Consider the following 20,166-nt stretch of genomic DNA (forward strand, 5'->3'; position numbering starts at 1 on the left):
CGACGAGATTACGAACGACCGGCCGGCCCGCATAGCCGGCGGCAGGCGAAAGCCGCGTTCGGTTTTTCAGAACGCCGCGCGCGACACGCATGCGTGCGTCGCGGGCATGGCGAAGTCGGACACCTCGCGCGCGGGCGCGGCGGCCGTCATGCGCGCCGGGCGCGGGGCAGGATGCCGCGCTCGATGAGGGCGGCATCCCAGCTCGCCGGTTGGCCGATTTCGTCACCGAGAAACTGGATCAGCGCCTGGATCCTGGGCGACGTGCGGATCGTCTTTCGATACAGCGCGGAGATCTGTCCGCCCGGCGGCGTGTAGCCGGATAGCACCGGCACGAGATCGCCGGCGAGGAGCGCGTCGGCGGCAAGGAATGTCGGGAGGATGGCGAGGCCGAGGCCGGCCGTCGCGCCGGCGAGCAATTGATGCCCCGAATCGGTTCGCATCCGGATGCGAATCCGGAATGCGTGGTGAGCGCCGTCGAGCGGCAGGCTCCATACCCCGTGCGGCTCGCGGTTCAGATAGATCAGCCCGTCGTGCTGCAGCAGATCGCGCGGATGCGCAGGCACGCCGCGCCGTGCGAGATAGGCAGGACTCGCGCAGATCAGGTGATGATTCGCGGTGAGTGTGCGCGCAATGAGGTTCGAGTCGGCCAGTTGGCCGACCCGTATCGCCATGTCGAAATGACCGTCCTGCAGATTGGACAACCGGTCTTCCGCCTCGACGTCCACGCACAGTGCCGGATATTTGGCCGCGAAGCGCGCCAATAGCGGTGCAAGCTGACGGGTCATGAACGTGGTCGGCACCGCCAGCCTCAACGTGCCGTGCAGGCTGGCGCCGGCTTCCTGCGCTTCTTCCTCGATTCGTTCGACTTCTTGAAGAAGCAGCCGAGATTGCCCGAAGAAGCTGCGGCCGGCCTCGGTCAATTGCAGCGGGCGCCCGCGCTTGAGCAACGTGCAGCCGAGCCGCTTCTCGAGCTGCTGGACGCGTTGACTGACGATCGACTTGGCTGTGCCGAGGCGGCGCGCGGCTTCGGAAAAGCTGCCCGACTCGACGACCGCCACGAAAGTGCTCATATCGGAAAACTTGTTCATTGCATCCTTCGGAGCGGAGTCACCGGCCGTGCGCGTCCTGTCGCAACCGGCCCGTTGCCGGCCGGGCAGGGGAATTACCGCGAGGTCGTCCGTTCCGTGAGAAACCGGATGCCATCGTCCAGCGCGACTTCGCCCCGCGAATGATTCACTTTGTCTTTGAAGAACTGGATGAAGCCGTGCGCCTGTCCTTCGTAGACGACGACGGACGCTTCCACGCCTGCCGCTTTCAGGCTGTTTGCGTAGGCGACGTTCTCGTCGCGCAACGGATCGAGCTGGCCGACCTGGATCAGCGCCGGCGGCAGGCCGGCATGATCGCCCAGCATCGGAGAAAGCAGCGGCGCGTACGGGCTTATGTCCGGCGGCACATAGCTCGCAAGCACGTTGCGCATCACTTCCCTCGTGGGAAAGTAAGCGTTGCCCAGCTCGGCCCACGAGGCTGTGTCCAGCTTGTTGGTCACGGACGGGTACATGAGCCATTGCGCAACCGGGCGAGGGCCGCCGCGATCGCGGGCAAGCATGGCAGTCGTCGCTGAAAGCGTCGCGCCCGCGCTGTCTCCGCAAAGCACGATCCGCGTGGCGTCGCCGCCCATTTCGTCGGCGTGGTCGGCCGTCCATTGCAGCACGGCATAGACGTCCTCGAGGCCGGCCGGGAACGGAAATTCCGGCGCGAGCCGATAGTCGACGGCGATCACGAGCGCGCGAGCGCGGCCGACGATTGCGCGCACGAGCACATCGTGCGTATCCAGATCGCCGGATACGAAGCCGCCGCCGTGCGCGAACAGCACGATCGGAAGCCGCTCGTCCGCACGCACCTCGGTCGGCCAATAGATGCGCATCGGGATGTTTCGGGACGGTTGACCGGCTGGCACATCGATCGCGAGCACCTTGCCGACCGGGTCGGGCACGCCGGCAGACGGAATCATCGCGCGATAGGACGTTCGCATGTCCTTGGCGAACGCGGATGTGTGGTCGGTGACCAGATCGGTCGCGGCGGCGGCCGGTTCAATGATGTGATGCGACGCCGCGATGCCGAAAAGCGAATGGCTGACGAATTTCCACGGAAACATGCATGCACTCCCAATCTTGCTGTTTGAATACGTTCGTCGTCACCCGGGCTGCGCACGTCACGTGCCGCCCGGGTGAATCGTTCACGCGAAGGTCAACACTTCGGCGACAGGCTTGCGCGGCTTTTGCGGCCAGTTGCCGGGCGCCGGATAGCCGACCGTGACGAGCATGACGGGAACGTCGGTCGGTGCGAGGTTGAATGCTTCGGCCACGCCGTGCGGATCGAAGCCGATCATCGGGCCGGAGACGAGACCCAGATCCTGCGCGGCAAGCATGAGCGTCATCGCCGCCAGCGAACCCGAGCGAATCGCTTCGTCGCGCTGGAATGTCTGGTTGTTCTTGTACATGTTCTGCGCCGCGCCCACCCAGCCGTTGTACACGGCCTCGTCGATGATGCCGGCGTCCAGCGTCGGCTTCAACGCGGTGGCGAGCGTCAGATGCGGATCGAGCGTGCCGCACACGATGAACGTGACGGCGGCGTCCGCGACCTTCTGTTGCCCGTAGGCGAGCGGCAGCAGGCGTGCCTTGGCCGCGTCGCTGCGAACGGCGACGAACTTCCAGTTCTGAAGATTGAAAGCGGACGGCGCGCGGGTGGCGAGCTCGATCAGATCGCTGATCTGTTCTTCCGACACCGTGCGGCCGGTGTCGTAGCGATTCGCGGAAACACGCGACTTGATTACTTCGGCAATATTCGACACTTGAGAATTCCTCTCTTCATTGAGTGGGACAACGGGATGAGTGGCAACGCGAGCGTCGCGGTGCTCATCGAGCGCACCGCGTTTCGCGTCCAGGCTGAAACGGCCTGCGCCGACGCTTGCCAGAAGCAGGAAGCCCCCGGCCATGGCGACGTTCTTGAGGAACATGACCATCTGCGTCTGGTCCGCGAACTGGTTGTGGAACAGCACGCCGGTCACGACACAAAAGGCGGCGAGCAGCCCGGCGACGATGCGGACGCGATATCCGAGGACGATCAGCAGGCCGGTTCCGATCTCGAAGATCACGGTCGGAACGAACAGGAGGCCCGGCACGTGGTTGGCTTCCATGTAGCCGCGAATCGCATCCGGGGCGGCGAGCTTCGACAGGCCGGAAAGCAGGAAGATCAGCGCAAGAAAAACTCGCGCGATCAGCATCGCCGCCGGCTGATATCGGGCGATGCCTGTCGCGGGCAGGGAAATACCGGGCAAGGCGTTCGATTTCATGTTGGACTCCTATGGTTTTGATGGAGTTGAATGGTCGATTCGACGTAGTGGTGGAGATCCGGATTCAGCCGGCCCGGCGGGGCAGGTCGCGCTTCATCGCGGCCGATGAGTCGTCAGACAGACACGACGATCTTGCCCAGCGCCCGGTTGCTTTCCATCAGGCAGTGGGCGCGGCGGAGTTCATCGAAGTCGAAGGTGTGCGTGCGTAGCGACGGCATGCGGCCGTCGGCCGTGGCGCGCGCGATCTCGGGCAGCGGCACGGCCGAGGCCGGCAGCGCCGTCGTGCCGAACATGCCGGACGAGAAGAAGCCGAGACGCGCACCATCCGGCAGATCGCGCATCGGGTGAAAATGCTCGAGCTCCGCGCCGCCGTGCATGCCGACGACACTCGCCGTGCCGAACGGGCGCAACGTGCGCAGGGAATCCCTCAGCGTGCTGGCGCCCACGGCTTCCAGTACGGCATCAACGCCGGACGGAAACGCTTTCCTGACGGTCGATGCAATCTGCCCATCGTCGACGAGCGCAAGATCGGCGCCGACGTCGCGCATCCGTTGCAAATGGGCGTCCGCGCGGCTGGTGGCAACAACCGTGAGGCCGCGGTATTTCGCATAGGCGATGGCCGCGAGCCCGACCGACGACGTGCCGCCGCGAACCAGCAGCGTTTGGCCGGAGCGGATCGCCAGCATCCTGTCGAGCGCACCCGTTACGGTGACATAGGCTTCCGGCAACGCGGCCAGTTCTTCCCACGATAGCGCCGCGTCGGGCACGGCGACGACATTGCCGCGCGGCACGATGATTTGCTCCGCGTAGCTGCCCGGTCGAGTGAACTGCAAGCCGCCCATCGCGGTCGCGACGGCCTGCCCGGTTCGAAACTGGTCGGCGGGATCGTGCAGCACTTCGCCGACGGCCTCGATGCCCGGCACGCGTGGCTGATCGCCCAGCGGCCCGAGTTTGCCCGAGCGAAGATAGGTTTCGGCGCGGTTGAGCCCGAACGCGCGAACGCGGATCCGGACTTCGTCGTCGCCCGGATTCCGAGTCGGGATGTCCTGCAACTGCAGGACGTCCGGGCCGCCGAAGCGTTCAATGACATAGGCCTTCACGAGCACTCCAGATGCACGCCGGGCGCACGCGACGCGATCGCCGTAACGGGCGTCTGTATCGTGACGCCGGACGGAATCCGCTTCCGCATGCACTGCCCGAAGTGCGAAAAGTTGCGTTATGACGGCTCATCCCGCAGACGATGGCCATCGAATGCCTGCCATTCTGGATAATTCAAATCTGCAATGTAACTGGCTAGAATGGAAACGTTGCTTTCATTTTTGGTAGGCTGAATTGGATCTCAACGATGTGCGGATATTCGTGGGCGTCGTGCAGACAGGCAGTCTTTCCGGTGCGGCGGCGCGGCTGGAGATGCCGCTGCCGACGGTCAGCCGCCGGATTCGCGCGCTCGAGAAGCAGCTTCGGGTGCAGTTGCTGGAGCGCACCGCGCGCGGCACCAAGCTGACCGAAGCGGGAACCCGGCTCTACGAGCACGCTAGCCGCGGCGTCGAAATGCTCGCCGAGGGCGAGCAGGCCGTGGTCAGCGATCAGGCACGGCTGAAAGGGCGGCTGCGCTTGTCGTTGCCGCCTGCATTCGAGGCGTGGTGGGAACTGTTGTCGGCGTTTCGGAAGCGGTACCCGGATATCGACTTGCATGTCTATTCCACCGAGCGTCGAGTCGATCTGATCGAAGACGGAATCGATGTCGCACTGCGGATCGGCACGATCTCGCACGAAGCGATGGTGGCGCGCCGGTTGCTGTCCTACCGGCATGTGCTGGTCGCCAGTTCCGGCTTGCTCGACGCCTTGGGTACGCCGGCGGCGCCGGACGACCTCCACCGGTTCCCGTGCGCCGTCTGGAGCACTGGCGCGAATTTCAATCGAGGGTGGCGTTTGGGCGAACGGACGTTCGAACCCGCCGCCGTCTTGTCCACCAATGACTATTCGCACCTGCGCAGCCGCGCGATGTCCGGAGAGGTGGTCACCGAGCTTCCGCCGTTTCTCGCTGCCGAACCGATCCGGCAGGGACGGTTGACGGCACTGCTTCCCGGCCATCCGCTGCCCGAACAGCAGGTCAACCTGCTGTATCCATCGCATCGGCATCCGTCGGCGCTGGTTCGCGCGTATCTCGAGTTTTGCCAGTCGCAGGTTGCGTGGTTTGAAAGCGCCTGTGCCGTTGATTAGCCGGGCGTTTTACGTGATGAGCGGACATGCCGCGGCCGCTGTTGCCTACTTGAATCGTCCGCCGGTTCGTGCGGACGATGCGTCATATTGCGGTTACGGCTCGTATAGCTCCGCCGAAGACAGGTTGCTTTCGCTGGCGCCCGCCGCGACCAGCACCTTTCCGCCATGCAACAGCGTCGCGGTGTGGTTGTAACGTGGCGCAGCCATCCCGCCGGTGGCCGACCATGTAGCGGTGCCCGAGTCGTACAGTTCTGCATCGGATCGGCCGTTTCCGGAGCCATTGGCGCCTCCCGCGACCAGCACCTTTCCGGTGGGCAGCAGCGTCGCGGCGTGATCGTAACGCGGTTCGGCCATGCTGCCCATGGCCGACCACATGCCGGTGTTCGGGTCATACACCTCGGTGGATGATTGGGTTGCACCTTGCTTGTTGCGACCGCCGGTGACCAGCACCGTGCCGCCCGGCAGCAGGGTCGCAGTGTGAGCCAGCCGTGCGGCGCCCATGCGGCCGGTGGCAGACCATATTCCGGTATTCGGGTCGTACAACTCCGCTGAATTCGGATCGAGGAGGCTGCCGCCTGCGACCAGCACCTTGCCGTCGGGAAGCAGCGTCGCGGTGTGGTTGCCACGCGCCAAGGTCATGCTGCCGGCGTCCGACCACATGCCGGTGCTCGGGTCGTACAGCTCTGCGGTAGCCGAGAGGCTGGTAATCACGCTGAAGCCGCCGGCGACCAACACCTTGCCATTCGGCAGCAGCGTCGCGCTGTGGTAGTAACGCGGCGCGGTCATGCTGCCAGTGGCTGACCATGTGCCGGTAATCGGGTCATACAGCTCCGCCGAGGACTTGCTGTCGAACCCGTCGGCGCCTCCGGCGACCAGTACCTTGCCGTTGGGCAAGAGCGTCGCGGTGTGCGTGTGACGCGGCGTAGCCAAGCTGCCGGTGACCGACCACTTGCCGGTGATCGGATCGTACAGCTCGGCTGAAGACTTGCCATCGAGGTTGTCGGCGCCCCCCACGACAAGCACAGTACCGGTGGGTAGAAGCGTCGCGGTGTGTTCCGTCCGCGGGATGGCCATGTTGCCGGCGTGTGTGAATTTACCCACTGACACGACCGTAATGTTCACGATGGTCGAGACCGTTCCCGCGCTGTTGGTGCCGGTGACCGAATATGCCGCCATGTCCGTCGCCGAGGTTGGCGTGCCGGAGATCACGCCCGTGGCCGGATCGAGATTCAGGCCGGCCGGCAACGCCGGCTTCACGCTGTACTGCGTGACTGCGCCGCCGCCGCTCGGTGAGTTGGGTTCGATCGACTGCCCCACCTGGTACACCACCGAGGCATGGTTGTAGATCAGCGAGGCCGGAATGACGCTAATCCCGTCGACTCCGCCGCCACACCCGGTCAGCGTGACAGCAAGCAACCACACAGCGACAAGTGCGCCCCACGAGCGCTTGCGATCCGCTGCGATGGATCGCGAGCCAACTAATCTGCACGACATGTAATTTTCCTCTGCGGAGTTTTCTCCCGCTACGGCCCAGGACGGGCGAAGCAATATTGCGGGCAAAGCTGAAAAGCGTAACGTGAACCCTCTCCGAGGGTCCGGCCGCCAGCCACGCGATGCCGGTTCAAGTACCGGGTACCGGATCGCGCCGCGCTGGCGGGTATTTTGTTTGTGCTGAAGGCCGGCATTCAGCGGCGCTACCCTGATCAGACGATCGAGGACGTTGCAAGAGAGCGATGGCCTGGGCCGGCGGTCAGGCGCATGGCGAACATGCTTGACCAGCCGGTCGATCGTCCGAATCACGGCACTGTTGTCACCTACCAGCGGTAGCCGACGCCTGCGCCAACCGCCACGGTGCCGCGCGTGTTGGTCGAGCCGCTGGCTTTCGCTACCCACTTCCCGTTGCGGGTGGCGGTCGACAAACCGAATGCGACTGCCGACTGGCCGGCATACGTGCCGCCCGCGACCGACACCATGCTTTCGCCGGGGAGCGCCGCTTGCGGCAAGTTCGCGATCGCGACGGCCGAAGCGGTACCGGCGTTCGAGTCACGGCGATAATCTTCGACGTCCGAGCGCAGGCTGCCGAGTGCGCTGTTCATCTGACGCACGTTGACCGCATCGGTCGGTGCCGTGCCGTCCGCGACGTTGGTGATCTGGCGTTCGTTGCCCACCGAGCCCACCGACACCGAGTTTTCCCGATCCGCGACCGAGTTCTGGCCCAATGCCACCGCGTCTTTGCCCGATGCGGTCGAGCCCTGGCCCAATGCAGTCGCATTTTCCCCCGATGCATTCGAACCCTGGCCGACCGCGGTGCTGTTGCTGCCGGACGCATTCGAATCCTGACCAATCGCGGCACTACCGCTGCCCGACGCGTTGGCGTTCTGACCGAGCCCGGTGCTGTTGTTGCCCGTGGCTTGCGAGCCGTCACCGCCAATATTGCCGCTACCGTTTCCGTTCGACACGGCCTGCTCGACAACGTCGATGCGGTTGATCAGGCCATTGTGGCGGTTCTCGAATTCCTGCTGCATCGCATACAACTGGCTACCGTTCACCGCGTCCATGCTGCCGGCCGAAATCGAGCCGTTGGCAACGTTCGCGAGCACTGTGCCGCTCGTACCACCCAGCGTCGCGCGCTTCAGTTCGATGTCGTCGTACGTGAGCGCACCGACCATCCGCCCTTCGGGGTCGACCAGGCCGACCGCTCGCAATTGCGCGATCGTCACTGCATCGCGGTCGCCCTTGCCGTTCGCGAGACCGGTCAATACGCGGTTGCCTTCGGCGCCGGTGAAGTCGACGACCGAACCGCCGATGCCGCGCGCGACGGTCACGCTGTTCGTGCTCGCATCGTGCTTCACGAGGCCGATCGCGCCGCTCGACAAATCATGTTGCATTTGATCGATCGAGGTTTCGGTTCGCGTCACGCGGCCGTCGAGCGTCGTCAGCGATCCGTCGATGCTCTTGATCGCGCTGCCGACGTCCGTCATCGTCCTGCCGTCCACCGTGTAGGTCGGGGCGGCAATCGAGCCGTCGGCATTGACCGTGGCGCCGCCGCCCAGCGCAGCGGCGACGCTCGCCGCCGTGCCGTGCAGTTGGGAGCCGTTCACCGCTTCGCTGCTGGCGGCATTAACCGCGCCATTGGCGACGCCTTTGAGCGTGCGAGCGCCGTCGGCGCCGGTGAAGTCCACCGCCGTGCCACCCTTGGTGCTGGCGACGGTAACGTCCGCGCCTGCGCTTGCCTGCTGCACGAGACCTGCCGTGCCATCCGAGATTCCGGACAGCGAGTTCTGAAGGTCGGCGATGTTGGTTTCCGCCGTGCCGACGCGCGTGTCGAGTCCGCCAATGGCCGAGGTGTTTTTCGCGATATCGGTTTCTGTGGTGTCGACGCGCTTGCCGATGTCGGTGATACCCGTCGCGTTGTCCGCAATGTTTTTGTTGGCGGCGGTAAGGTTACCGTCCAGTGCGTTGAGCGCACCGCCGACATCGCGGTGCGTGCCGCCGTTGGCGAGCGTATAGGTCGGCGCAGCGATTGTACCGTCCGGGTTGACACCGGCACGACCGCCCAGCACTGTCGTCACGCCCTTGAGTTGCGAGAGGTTGACCGCGTCCGTGTCCTGCGTGCCGCGCGCTACGCTGATGATCTGGCGTGTCGCCGTGGCCGTGCCATCGCCGCCGCTGCCTACCGAGACGGCAGACAGGCTGCTGCCGCCTTGGCCGGCAGCCCGATTGGCGATGGATTGGCTGCCCAACGCAACGCCGTCGTTCACCGTCGCGGACGCCGTTGCGCCAAGCGCCATCGCGCCCGCTGCGGTGGCGCGCGTGCCGGTGCCGATCGCAATGGAATCGTCGCCCGACGCAGCGGTGTTGTCGGTCGTGTTCTGAGTCGCGTCTTGGTCGCCGGAATCGGCCGTGGCAGCTGCGCCGAACGCGATGGAGCGCGCCCCCGATGCATCAGCGGATGTGCCGATGGCATTCGCATCCACGCCCCGGCTCGTCGCCAGCGTGCCTAATGCATTGGAGCGATTCGCGACTGCCGCTGTAAAGGAGCCGAGGGCGATCGATTGCGAGCCGCTACTGTAGGATGCCGAGCCGAATGCAAGCGTGTTGCGTCCGAGCGCATTGGCGAAGCCGCCAAAAGCGGCCGCGCCGATCCCGCTGGCAAGGGAATTTGACCCTACGGCTGTCGCGCCAAGCCCTGTGGCTCCAGCATACGATCCAATTGCAGTGGCAGCCACACCGCTATTGTCCGAGTTGATGTCGAAGCCGAGACCGTCCGTACGTCGGTTTCCGAGGATCTTAATACCCCACTTGTTATCGGCCTGTGCGGAAGCGCCTTCACCCAAGAGTGTTTCCTCGGCGGCCGTGGCGAAGGAGGGAACCGCAAATCCCGCAGCCGTCATTGCCACTAAAGCGCACAGTACCCAAACTCTGCGCTGGGCGTCTGCTCCGGACGCCGCGCACGGCAGCGCCAACTTTCCGACGGCAAACAGCCGGGTAAACTTCGGCGATGCACCAGTTGCGGAGCCAGCCGCAGCGGAGCGTGCGCTTTTCGTTTTTCCGAACGATTTGACCCGCTCATCCGCAGCGACCCACACGCCCGTTGCAACGTTCCAGATGACCCGATATACCTTGTTCATTCTCGCCTTTACGTTGAATATCAGAATGACTGGATATTAAATAGCGGCGAGAATATGAAATATAAGAATCGTCCTAAAAGCTGTTTTCTGACAACGAGACAGAGGGCATCAAGAACGGTGCGAGAGCGGACGATATTTACTGATTCTCCGATCTTGACGCCTCCATCCTCAATGCATTCTATACGTCCAAATAAATCAAGCATTCCATAATTAATAGCGTAGATAACGATTTTAAAAAGCACGTCGCGGCGCCCCCTACAGCGCTGACGAACCTGCCTCCTAGAGGCGAATCACACCAGTAACCCACGTCATGGCCTTTGCCGGGTTGCCTGGACCGCCCGTCGTGCGCATCGCGTAAGAGAGACTGACGGTTGCGCGCTTGCCGATCGCGTATTCGATGCCGGCTCCGGCGCCGGCCAGCGTCAACGCGAGCTTGCGCCGCGAGAATTTCTGGACGGTGGAGTGCGCATGATCGTAGAAGACGCTGACGCCGAGGCCGGGAACCGCAGGCACGCCCGCATGCACCGTGGCCGACACGATGTAGCCGGAATCGGCGCTGAACATGTCGTTGTCGTAGGCACGCACTGCATACGGGCCGCCGAGCGACATTTTTTCGGAGCCGTCGAGATTGCGGGTCGTCTGTTGTGCATTGAGCGAGAGATGGACGCGCGTGCGTGCGGACAGTCGCTGATGGAAGTCGAATTGCTGGGTCGTCTTGACATAGCGGCCGCGCGTGGCGACGCCGTTCCAGTCGTCTTCGTTCGTCAGACTGCCGCGGGTGACGCCCACGCGATAGGAGACGATGTTCTGGTTTCCTGACCATGCACCGTATCGAGAACCGGCGAGTTGTACGGTCAGCGCGCGCGCGCTGCGCGGGTTGTCGATGTCGAGCGTCCGGTCGGACAACCGCTTGAATTCGGCGGTGGCTTCGACGTCGAGCGTGCGGCCGGATGTCCTCAGCAACGGGAATGTGCCGTACACGCTGAAGAGCGTTGCATGACCGCCGGTGCCGCTGTCGCGATACTGCTCGCCGCCGAAGGTATAGTCGACGCGCGTGAGCGCCGCGCCTAGCCGCATGCCGCGTGAACCGACAGGAGCGTCGTAGGAGACGCGGCCGATTATCGTGTTGCCGCCGTCGCTGTCGTGACCGCGCTGCAGGAAGTCGGGCGAGAAAAACGCGATGCCCTGCAGACGGTCGCCCAACCCCAACGGACTGTTAATGCCAAGCTGGGCGCCGATGCGGTTGCGGCCGGTGGTGCGCTGACCGGAATTGTCTGCGACGATTGCACCGGTCAACCGCTCGCCGGCTTCGACGTCGATCGACATGGCCGTGCCGCCCGGCAGTCTGCCGGGCACCAGTTCCGGCGCAATCGTCCCGACACCTGGCAGGTCGCCGAGGCGGTCGAGCTGATCCTGCATCCGCCGCACGTCGCCGTCGCGATCGAGGCCGGCGCCGAGATAGCGTTCGATGAACGAATCGCGCACCAGCGAACGATTTTGCCGCAGCGCGGCCGATTCGAGTTTGCCTTGCATCACGGCCAGATGCACGACGTCGTCGACGATATCCTGTTCGGGCAGGTAAGCGTACGAAAGCGATTCGCCGTGATCGAGCAGCACGCGCGTGACACCGATCGCCACCTCACGCAGTTCCGCGAACGTCATCGCGCGCTGTCGGTATGGCGCGACAACGCTATCCACCGCTTGCCGCGTGCGTTCGGGGACGTTGTCCACGACGATGCCGGCAACGTGCAGTCGGATCGCGCCGTCCCTCTCTGGAGTGTCCTCGGAAGGCCGGCGTTCGATCAGCGGCACGTCGGCGCGATGCGGATTGTCCTGCAGCGAGGGGAGCGGATGGTTGCGCAGAATCGAGCCGGTGGAAGGCAAGGGGCCGTGCGCGTCACCCGCCGGCGCGGGCAACGGATTGGCGTGGGCGACAAATGGCGGAAGGACGGCGCACGACAACGCGCCGAGCGTGAGTGCACGAAAGCTTGGAGCGAACATGAGGGACAGGGGGAGCCGCGACGCGCCGTGGTTGCCCGCAGAAGAGCACCCCATGACGTGCGGCGTCGAAATAAGGGAAGCGCCCGGCCGGAGCCGGGCGCTCGAACAGAACGGATCGCGCTAACGCGGTTTCGCCTCGGAAGAGGTCCTCATACGCGATCCGTCAAGCGGGCATGGCGTCGAACTTACGCCTCATCGGCGGCGCGGATCCGTGTGGATTGCGCCGGAACCGAGACCCGAACTGCGCCGTCACGGCTGTAGACCGCGCCGAGGGTCGGTGCGCTGTCCGCCGAGACCGAGACGTCACCCGTTGCATAAATGCCCGGACGATGCGAGTCGTTCCGGCTGCTGACGGCCGTGACGCTTTTGCCGCGGACGGTATTCGACCCGCCGTGCGCCCACAGGTCTGCGCGGAAGCGAACGTCGCCACCGCTCGTGACACGAACGTCGCCGCCACCGGAATGCACGGCAAAGAGGTCGACACCGTGCACGCCGTGGACCGTGACACCTGCCCAACCGAGGATCAGCGGGTCGAATGGCTTGGAATCGCGAGCCGCCAGGACTTCGCCGCCCCGCATGCTCACGATCCCCGTAGCCTGGAGTGGCCCAGAAAAGCGGATTCGTCCGTCGCTGTTGAGCGTCAGATCGCCATACGTCGCCTCCGCATCGCGCACGTTCAGGGCGCCCTTCCCATCGAGCGTCCCATCGTATCGCGCGACGACCGAGGTGACATCAAGCTGCCCATCCGCGGCGAGCGCGACCGACTTGCCGCTGACGTTGCCGAGCGCGGCGTTGCCCTTTGCGGAGACACGCACGTCGCTCGAGCTGGAAATGCGCGCGCGCGCCGAAAGGTGCTCGGTATCGCCGTCGCGAACGAAGGCGGCCGTGACGTTTCTTCCGCTGACGTCCACTGGGCCGCGCATGAACAGGTCGTTGCCGAAGCGCACGTCGCCGTCACTCGCGAGCGACAGGGACGATACGTACGTCTGCCCGGCGTCAATGCCTCGCGCCCCCTGGATCGATGCGTGGGACACCGCGTCGACACGCTCGTAGGCTGCATGGCCGTCCGTTGAGCCGAGCGTGACGCGATTCCCCCGCACATCGCCGAAAGAGGCGTCGCCCCGTACGACCACGTCGACGTTGCCGCTGGCGTCGAGCGTATCGGCAACGAGCTTACCCTGGCCGCGCAGCGTCAGATCGCTGCGCGACTTCGCGCGGCCGATCGTCGTGTCGCCAGCCAGCGACAGACGCGCACCCTGAGCGTCGAGGTCGACGCGCTTCAGCGTGTGCGTGCCGCGAGAGAAGTCGATCTGGCCACCGGACAGGCTGACTTGGTCGGCGCGAACCGTCGCGCGATCGGTGGTTTGCGCTCCGCCGTACCCATGAACGTCGAGCCGCGACGCGTGGACTGCGCCGTCCAGCGTGATGTTCTGGCCGGACAGCGACACGGAATCGGCTTGCGTCGTGCCGGCCAGCTTGATCGAATGGCCCCACACGGTGAGCTGCTTGCCGTGGAAGCCGCTGCTCAGGTCGACATCCGCGGTGCCCGCCAACGACAAGGCGGACGCATTGACGGCGCCGAGCGCGGACACCGTGCCTTGCGACAAGATCCACAGATTCTGCTCGCCTGCCGCCTTGAGGAAGCCGCTGCTGACGGAGCCCTTGCCGCCGGCCAGCGTCGACATGGCGTCGGCGTCGGGCGCGCGGTTCAGCACGTAGCCGGCTTTCGCGTTTTGAGCGCTCAACGTGATTGCGTCGGCCGCGAAGGTTGGCAGCCCGGCGTTTGCTGCGGTCAGCACGTTGTCCGCGACGATATCGACGTAGCCGGCCTTGAGGGTTGCGTCACCGAACGTCACGTGTCCGGCCGCTCCCGCTTGCGGGCGCGTATGCAGCTTGATCGAATCCTGTCCGCCAGCCGTATCGAAGCGCGCGCCATCCGCGATCCGGATGTCTTGCGCCGACACATCGATCGAACGCTCCGGGCCATTCATGGCGGAGCCGGCCAGGCGCATATCCCCTCCCGCAGTCACCGTGCCGCTGCCTTCGCTCGCAATGCGGATCCCGCGCAGTTGCCCCATGCCGCCGGCCTCGATCTTGCCGGTCTGGTTCACGACGGCACGCGTCAGAGCATCACGCGCCCACGCGCTGAGCATCACGTCGCCATTGTCGCTGACGATCATCCCGCCGTTTTCGACCAGCGCCTGCAGGCTGCCGCGCGTGAGCTTCACTTGCAGCCCGTTGCCGGCAAACGAGAGCGACACGCCGTCGGCCGCCGCGAGCGCCACGCTGCCGCGCTGGCTGTGAATCGTGCCGCGGTTCTCGACGCGCGGGCCGAGCAGCGCGACGGATTCCCTGGCGTCGATGTGACCTTCGTTGACGACCTTGGCCTGCGTGTTGCCGGAGAAGTTGAGTCGCCCTCCCAGGAAATCGTCGTCCGACACGTTCAGCGACGAAGCGACCAGGCTGCCGACGTTGATCTTCGCCTGGTTGCCGATCAGGATGCCGTTGGGGTTCACGATGAACACGCGGCCCGATGCGTTCAGCGCGCCGAGAATCTGCGTCGGATCAGCTCCAATGACACGGTTCAATACGGCGGCGGTTTTGCTCGGCTGTGCGAAGTTCAGTGTCTCGTGCGCCGCGACGTTCATGTCGCCCCAGTAGACCACCATCTTGTCGGTCTTCTGATTGACGGTGGTGACGGCGCCGTTGGTGACGACCGAACCATTACCGTGCACGATCGCGCTGGGGCCGACCGCGAGCGCCTGTTGGGCGGCCAGCAGCGACGTTGCAAGCACGATGGGGCGCAGGAGAAATCCGCGTGTTGCAGGCTGTTTATTCAATGTTGATCTCCTCGCAATGAGAAATGTTGCCTTCTATCAGGACTGTCGAAGGCATGTGCATTCTCCTTGAGGGACCGGAGATTGATATAAGACCGTTCCTATTTTTTAATAAAAATCAATTCTATTATTAGCTCATTAATTACTTTTCCAAAATCTACATAGAAAATGACAAAAAATGTTATTTTTTATTAACTTTGCGATCGAGAATCAGGATGGACCCCAATGCAACTCAGAATTCTCCAGCTCGCCAAATTTCTATACTTTTGCACCCAACTATTTCTTGGCTCAGCGCCGATTTACCTTTGGGCATTTTCTGATGTGAGCGAACAAACAAAGCGATTAGGATGACCTCACCCTTTTGTTTGCAAGGGTACTTAACTCATCGACCGAGGCTCCGGCGTCTCCCGGGAGAGTATCCATTTTTCTATGGAAATCGCTGGCCAGCCATTCGGGGTCGCTCAACAACTTCTTTGAATGATCAAAATGAAGAAAAACGCAATTCGTCTCGCAGTAGCCTCCGCGTTGGCCGTAGCGCTTGCAACGCCTGCGATTGCTGCTTCGCCGCCTAACGCTGAAGCCCGTGTCAAGTGGACGGCCTCGGTTCTCAAGAAATCGGACGTGAGCCTCAACGTTTTCTCCGAAGGCAACACGGCGCTCGACTTCCATTGGAACATCAGCGACAACGCCTTCTCGTCGCAGGATCGTACCCTGACCGTCCAGGCTGCCGGTTATGACAAGGGCACTGGCTACAACATCAAGGCGCAGGTGACGCGCGACACGCTGAACGCCGCGCAAGGCGGCGTGAAAGACACGTTGAAGGTGGCCGTCGAGCTGGGCGGCATTGCGCTGACCAACGGGTTGACCGACATCCTGCGCGGTACCACCGGTGCCGTCGATCCGCAAATCGCAGCCAACGGCCTGCAACACATGAACTTGTCGAAGACCGGCCCGAACACGACGCCGAAGGGCGCTTATCACGAAGCCCGCGGCGTTCCCGTCAAGTTCGCCATCACGTCGGGCACGGACAACACGGGCGCACAAATCGATGCAGGCAACCTGCAGAAGATTGCCGACGGCAAGTATAGCGGTGACGTGGAACTGCGTTTTGTAGCCAGCTGGGAAGCACCGCTGCTCTGATGAACGACGCCTGAAACCAGGTTAGATCTGGTGGGCCGGGTCTCCGTAGCTTGAGATCCGGCATTTTTTTGTCGGAAAGCCCGCAATGAAAATACTGAAGACCCTAATGCCAACCTGCGTCGTGGCTTTCAGCCTTCCGGTTCAAGCCATCGATATCGGATCGTTGACAACGGAAATGCAGGAAAAAGAGTTTTATGTCGCGAAGCAAATCCGAAATGACGATTCGGTAGCCAAATTTGTCTCGATGGAAGTCCATCAAGTCAATAACCCGCGCCAGCTTGAAATCCTGCCGCAGCAGAAAAATGATGTGCTCGTTTCGCCGGGCACGGTATTCCTCCCTCCGCATCAGAAGGCCGACATCAAGATCTACTACCAGGGTCTGAAAGACGACAAGGAACGGTACTACCAGCTCAGTTTCATCGAGCAATCCGTTGCGTCCGATTCTCAACTCAAGGAAGGCATCAGCGTTTCCGCCAAGCAGCGGCTTCGACTGAGTTCGATTCTGGTCGTTCGGCCGAGAGTCATTCAGTTTGCCTACGATCATGACGCGAAGGGTCGTGTACACAACCGCGGCAACTCCTTCGTCCACGTCACGGCGACAGGTAGATGCACGGAGAAAGGGCATCACGAACCGCAAGCATGCACGCGCAACATGTATTTGCTACCCGGCGAGTCTGCCGACATGTCCAGGGAACAAGGCATGCAGTCCCTTGGAGGCATTGGCATCTGGAAAGGGAATGACTACCAGTATTTTCCCGTCAACACCAAGCCCGCGAAGGTCGTGACGAAGTAAGCGTTGCCGCATCTTTCCAGTTTATTCTCAACCTCTTATCTATTTGCACTCCGAAATGAAGATGCCGAGGATGTCCGCTTTACACCTGTCGATTTCCCTCGTGGGTGGTTGGGTTTCGTCGTATGCATCGGCGTCGGATCACGCAATGCGCGAAGAGGGCGCGGCGCGGCGGACGGGGGGAGCAACGTGGTTCGTCGAGGCCGACCCGGAACGAGATGCAGCCGTGGTCGACCCGAGCCGAAGCACGTCTGTTTCTTCGCGGCATGCCGCCCCGCAGACAGCGATTCAACATGTACGCGACGACCAGCGGATGATCGGGCAGGCAAGCGACCTTGTCCGCGCACATTCCCGATATTTTCATTCGGCAAAGAGCATTTCGCCAAAGAGCAACGTCTATTTCCAGGGCAAATCAAATGGGACCGTGAAGACACGTGCGTCGCTCCACGTGCCATCGGACATCGAACGTGCAGCATCGACAGCGGACGGGTTGCACGAGGTTGCCTACCGGTCGCCCATCGTGTTGCCGGTTGATGCCGCGAGCGGTGCGCACACGAGCGCGGCGCATCTTACGGGCACGCCGCCTGTTTCGCACGATGCTCACGTTGCACAAGGACAACGCGCGCCGGAAGCTGCAGTTGGATCAAGCGCGCCCGCAGTAGATCCTGGCGAAGCCAACGAACCTTCGCCCGCAATGGACGCACAAGGCTTCAGTCAGCCAGAGCAGAAGGCGACGTTCTCGCGCGCGCCAGTTGATATTGCCGTCGAGCAGCCGGCCGAGAGCCGCACCGCGGGCGAACTGCGCGTGGGCAAGTTCAGCTTTCCAGAAAACCTGCTCGGATCGCTCGAACAAGGCATCGAGGTGCCGGTGAGGGTGAAGACCGCGGCCGGATCGGAGGAAGCCGGCAAGGCCTCCATCAAATATGCAGGCGGTGACATCACGCTGACGGATTTCGCACTGTCCAAGATCAAGCTGACGGAAGCGTCGAAACAGCAAATTGCCGCGCTGCAAGGCAAACCGCTATCGGTCGTTGCGGAGGCAACACCTGCCGCAGCAACGCCCGACACGGTCCTGGCGGAATTCAACCTGCGCACCTTCGAAGTGCTCGCGCAGCTGCCGGAAGAAGCCTACGCAGCCGAAGGCGAAGCACGCAGCTTCGCGCTCGCCGATAGCACGGAAAAGCACCTGAGCGGCGTGCTGAACTACGACGTCTCCGGCGTGAAAAACGCGCGATCGGAAGCCAACGGTTACCTGCACGTCAAATCGGTCACGGGCTACGGCGTCTACCACGCTTACGTGGACGGAGACATTCGCACCGACAGCGACACGAGCCTGTATGAAGCGCGTATCGAACGCGACTTCAAGGGCTTCAACGTCACCGGCGGCTATCTCGGCACGTGGGCCATGAGCACCCTTGGCCAGACGACGTTTCTGCCGGGCGGGAAGTTCTTCGGTATCAGCGCAGGCAACACCGCCCGCTCGGAGATCAACGACGGGTCGCTGGCCCGCACGCCGCTATTTGCCTTCATGCCCGCATCGGGCGAGGTGCAGATCTACCGTGACGGCAAGCTGATCAACGTGCAGCGCCTGTCGATCGGCAATCAGGAAATCGACACGCGATCGCTGCCGGTCGGAAGCTACGCCGTGCGCGTCGACGTCGTGGTGAACGGGCGGGTCGTCTCGTCGAAGGCCGAGCAGGTCTACAAGCCCGGCAATGGTGGAACGGGCAAGGACACGCAGTATCAATTCTTCGGCGGCCAGTACATCGCCAACGGCGTGTACGGCCAGGGCAGTGTCGCCGAACCATTGATTGGCGCCAGCGGCAAGACTGCCACCCGGTTCGGCACCTTCCACGGCAGCAGCTACTACTTCCACGGGCTCGCGGCAGCCGAGTTGCGTTACCAGCGCAACTTCAAATACGGCAGTCTCGGCATCGACACTGGCTTGACAACGGACGGTGGCTTTCGTCTGAACGCAAACGGTGCGGCCAACTACGGCCCGGTCAGTGGGTGGGTCAACCACATGGTGACGACGGGGAGCTCTCCGAGGAACGGCGTCTATAACCAGCGAACCACCAGCTTTGGCGGCAACGTCAACGTCGCGCAGGTGTTCGGTTGGAAAAAGAGTGCCTCCCTGGGGGTAAGCGCCAGTGTTTATCAAGGCAGCAACCAGGACTATCGGCTCGACTGGAACCAGGATATTTACACCAACAAGTGGATGCGCGTGTCGCTGAATGGTGGCCAGATGTTCAGCCGCAACAGTCAACCCGGCCGGACGTGGAACAGGGCGTTCTACGTCGGCCTGAATGCGTCGTTCAGCTTCGGCGATGGAGGCATCGATTACTCGCGCTCGCGGAACAGCGAACAGATCGGCGCGCACATCGGCTGGAAGCCAACGCAGGTTGATGGCCTCGATTACGTCTCCGCCGGCGTGAACCATTCCCGCGCCCTGAACGGCGGGCTCGGCAACGCGAGCAGCACACAGGCCAACATGAGCGCGCAAGGGCACAACAGCCTGTTCGGATGGCAGGGCAACCTCAGCCTGGACGACACGGGGGACCTGAGCGGCACGGCCGCCGCTCAGGGAACGGTTGGGTGGAACGCCAATGGCATCGGCTTCACCAGCAAGCGGGGGGAAAGCGGCGTCATCGTCGGCGTCGACAAAGCCGCACGCGGCCAACTGGAACTGACGTCCGAGAGCAACCGGCAATTGCTGGGCGGGCGTTCCACCTTCGTGCCACTAACTGGCTACAAGGCACACACCGTGCAGATCCGCACTCGGCGCGACACCCCGGAAAACTTCGACATCCAGAACGGCGAAGCCAAGCTGGTGCTTTATCCGGGCAACGTCGCGTCAATCCGGCCGAAGGTGCGCCGCCTTGTCACCGTCTTCGGCGTGCTGACCGAAAACGGCACGGTCAGGCCGAACACCGAGATCCAGAACCATATCGGCAAGACGATCACCGATGCGGCGGGCGGCTTCGTGATCGACGTCGATTCGTCGTATCCCAGCATCCAGTACCAGACCGATTCAGGCGGCACCTGCAAGATCGATTTCGACCTGAGCGCTGCGCAAGGTGCGCTTTGGGTCAACGAGGTGTCGTGCGAACCCGCGCGAGTGGCAAAGGCAAACGCGACGCAGGTGCGCGAGGGTTGAACGTTCAGCATGCAACCACGCAGCAGGACAAATGA

12 protein-coding genes and 1 pseudogene are annotated in these 20,166 nt (G+C 63.2%); 4 read left to right on the top strand and 9 right to left on the bottom strand.

The features are described 5' to 3' along the window. Window positions 1–146: 146 nt before the first annotated feature. The 5 genes and pseudogenes from WI26_RS28580 to WI26_RS28595 form a co-directional block, all read right to left on the bottom strand. Window positions 147–1,070: a LysR family transcriptional regulator gene (locus WI26_RS28580; RefSeq protein ID WP_230939485.1), complete on the bottom strand. Its 924-nt coding sequence runs from the start codon at window positions 1,068–1,070 to the stop codon at window positions 147–149. Window positions 1,071–1,162: 92 nt separating this feature from the next. Beyond that, window positions 1,163–1,972 carry an alpha/beta hydrolase gene (locus WI26_RS28585; RefSeq protein WP_236849385.1) on the bottom strand — a complete coding sequence of 270 codons (810 nt, stop codon included), beginning with the start codon at window positions 1,970–1,972 and terminating at the stop codon, window positions 1,163–1,165. A 264-nt stretch (window positions 1,973–2,236) separates the two neighbouring features. Further along, entirely contained in the window at window positions 2,237–2,851 is a 615-nt protein-coding gene (locus tag WI26_RS32810; RefSeq protein WP_059539230.1) for a nitroreductase family protein, read from the bottom strand. Window positions 2,852–3,106: 255 nt separating this feature from the next. Next, window positions 3,107–3,352: pseudogene (locus tag WI26_RS33175) on the bottom strand (DoxX family protein); the annotation flags it as partial. A 113-nt stretch (window positions 3,353–3,465) separates the two neighbouring features. Next, window positions 3,466–4,452 (bottom strand): zinc-binding dehydrogenase, encoded by a 987-nt coding sequence (locus WI26_RS28595; protein WP_069228351.1) that lies wholly within the window; start codon window positions 4,450–4,452, stop codon window positions 3,466–3,468. A gap of 232 nt (window positions 4,453–4,684) precedes the next feature. Between WI26_RS28595 and WI26_RS28600 the strand changes: the two genes are divergently transcribed. Further along, a complete protein-coding gene (locus tag WI26_RS28600) occupies window positions 4,685–5,575 on the top strand; it encodes a LysR family transcriptional regulator (protein ID WP_069228073.1) in 891 nt (296 codons plus the stop codon). Window positions 5,576–5,668: 93 nt separating this feature from the next. On the opposite strand, the gene WI26_RS28605 is transcribed toward WI26_RS28600, so the two are convergent. The 4 genes from WI26_RS28605 to WI26_RS28625 all read right to left on the bottom strand — a co-directional run bounded on the left by WI26_RS28605 (window position 5,669) and on the right by WI26_RS28625 (window position 15,047). Next, on the bottom strand, window positions 5,669–7,069 hold the full coding sequence (locus tag WI26_RS28605) for a kelch repeat-containing protein (RefSeq protein ID WP_081334393.1): 1,401 nt from the start codon (window positions 7,067–7,069) through the stop codon (window positions 5,669–5,671). Between the two features lie 320 nt (window positions 7,070–7,389). Beyond that, on the bottom strand, window positions 7,390–10,206 hold the full coding sequence (locus WI26_RS28615) for a YadA-like family protein (RefSeq protein ID WP_081334394.1): 2,817 nt from the start codon (window positions 10,204–10,206) through the stop codon (window positions 7,390–7,392). Window positions 10,207–10,485: 279 nt separating this feature from the next. Further along, window positions 10,486–12,207 (bottom strand): ShlB/FhaC/HecB family hemolysin secretion/activation protein, encoded by a 1,722-nt coding sequence (locus WI26_RS28620; protein WP_167359273.1) that lies wholly within the window; start codon window positions 12,205–12,207, stop codon window positions 10,486–10,488. Window positions 12,208–12,392: 185 nt separating this feature from the next. Then, on the bottom strand, window positions 12,393–15,047 hold the full coding sequence (locus WI26_RS28625; RefSeq protein ID WP_167359274.1) for a filamentous hemagglutinin N-terminal domain-containing protein: 2,655 nt from the start codon (window positions 15,045–15,047) through the stop codon (window positions 12,393–12,395). Between the two features lie 474 nt (window positions 15,048–15,521). Between WI26_RS28625 and WI26_RS28630 the strand changes: the two genes are divergently transcribed. The 3 genes from WI26_RS28630 to WI26_RS28640 all read left to right on the top strand — a co-directional run bounded on the left by WI26_RS28630 (window position 15,522) and on the right by WI26_RS28640 (window position 20,131). Beyond that, entirely contained in the window at window positions 15,522–16,184 is a 663-nt protein-coding gene (locus WI26_RS28630) for a common pilus major fimbrillin subunit EcpA (protein WP_155768842.1), read from the top strand. Between the two features lie 85 nt (window positions 16,185–16,269). Continuing rightward, window positions 16,270–16,977 carry a fimbria/pilus periplasmic chaperone gene (locus WI26_RS28635; protein ID WP_069228080.1) on the top strand — a complete coding sequence of 236 codons (708 nt, stop codon included), beginning with the start codon at window positions 16,270–16,272 and terminating at the stop codon, window positions 16,975–16,977. 70 nt (window positions 16,978–17,047) lie between these two features. Next, on the top strand, window positions 17,048–20,131 hold the full coding sequence (locus WI26_RS28640; protein ID WP_167359275.1) for a TcfC E-set like domain-containing protein: 3,084 nt from the start codon (window positions 17,048–17,050) through the stop codon (window positions 20,129–20,131). Window positions 20,132–20,166 lie beyond the last annotated feature (35 nt).

It is taken from the genome of Burkholderia diffusa, assembly GCF_001718315.1.
In the GTDB taxonomy this organism is placed as follows: domain Bacteria; phylum Pseudomonadota; class Gammaproteobacteria; order Burkholderiales; family Burkholderiaceae; genus Burkholderia; species Burkholderia diffusa_B.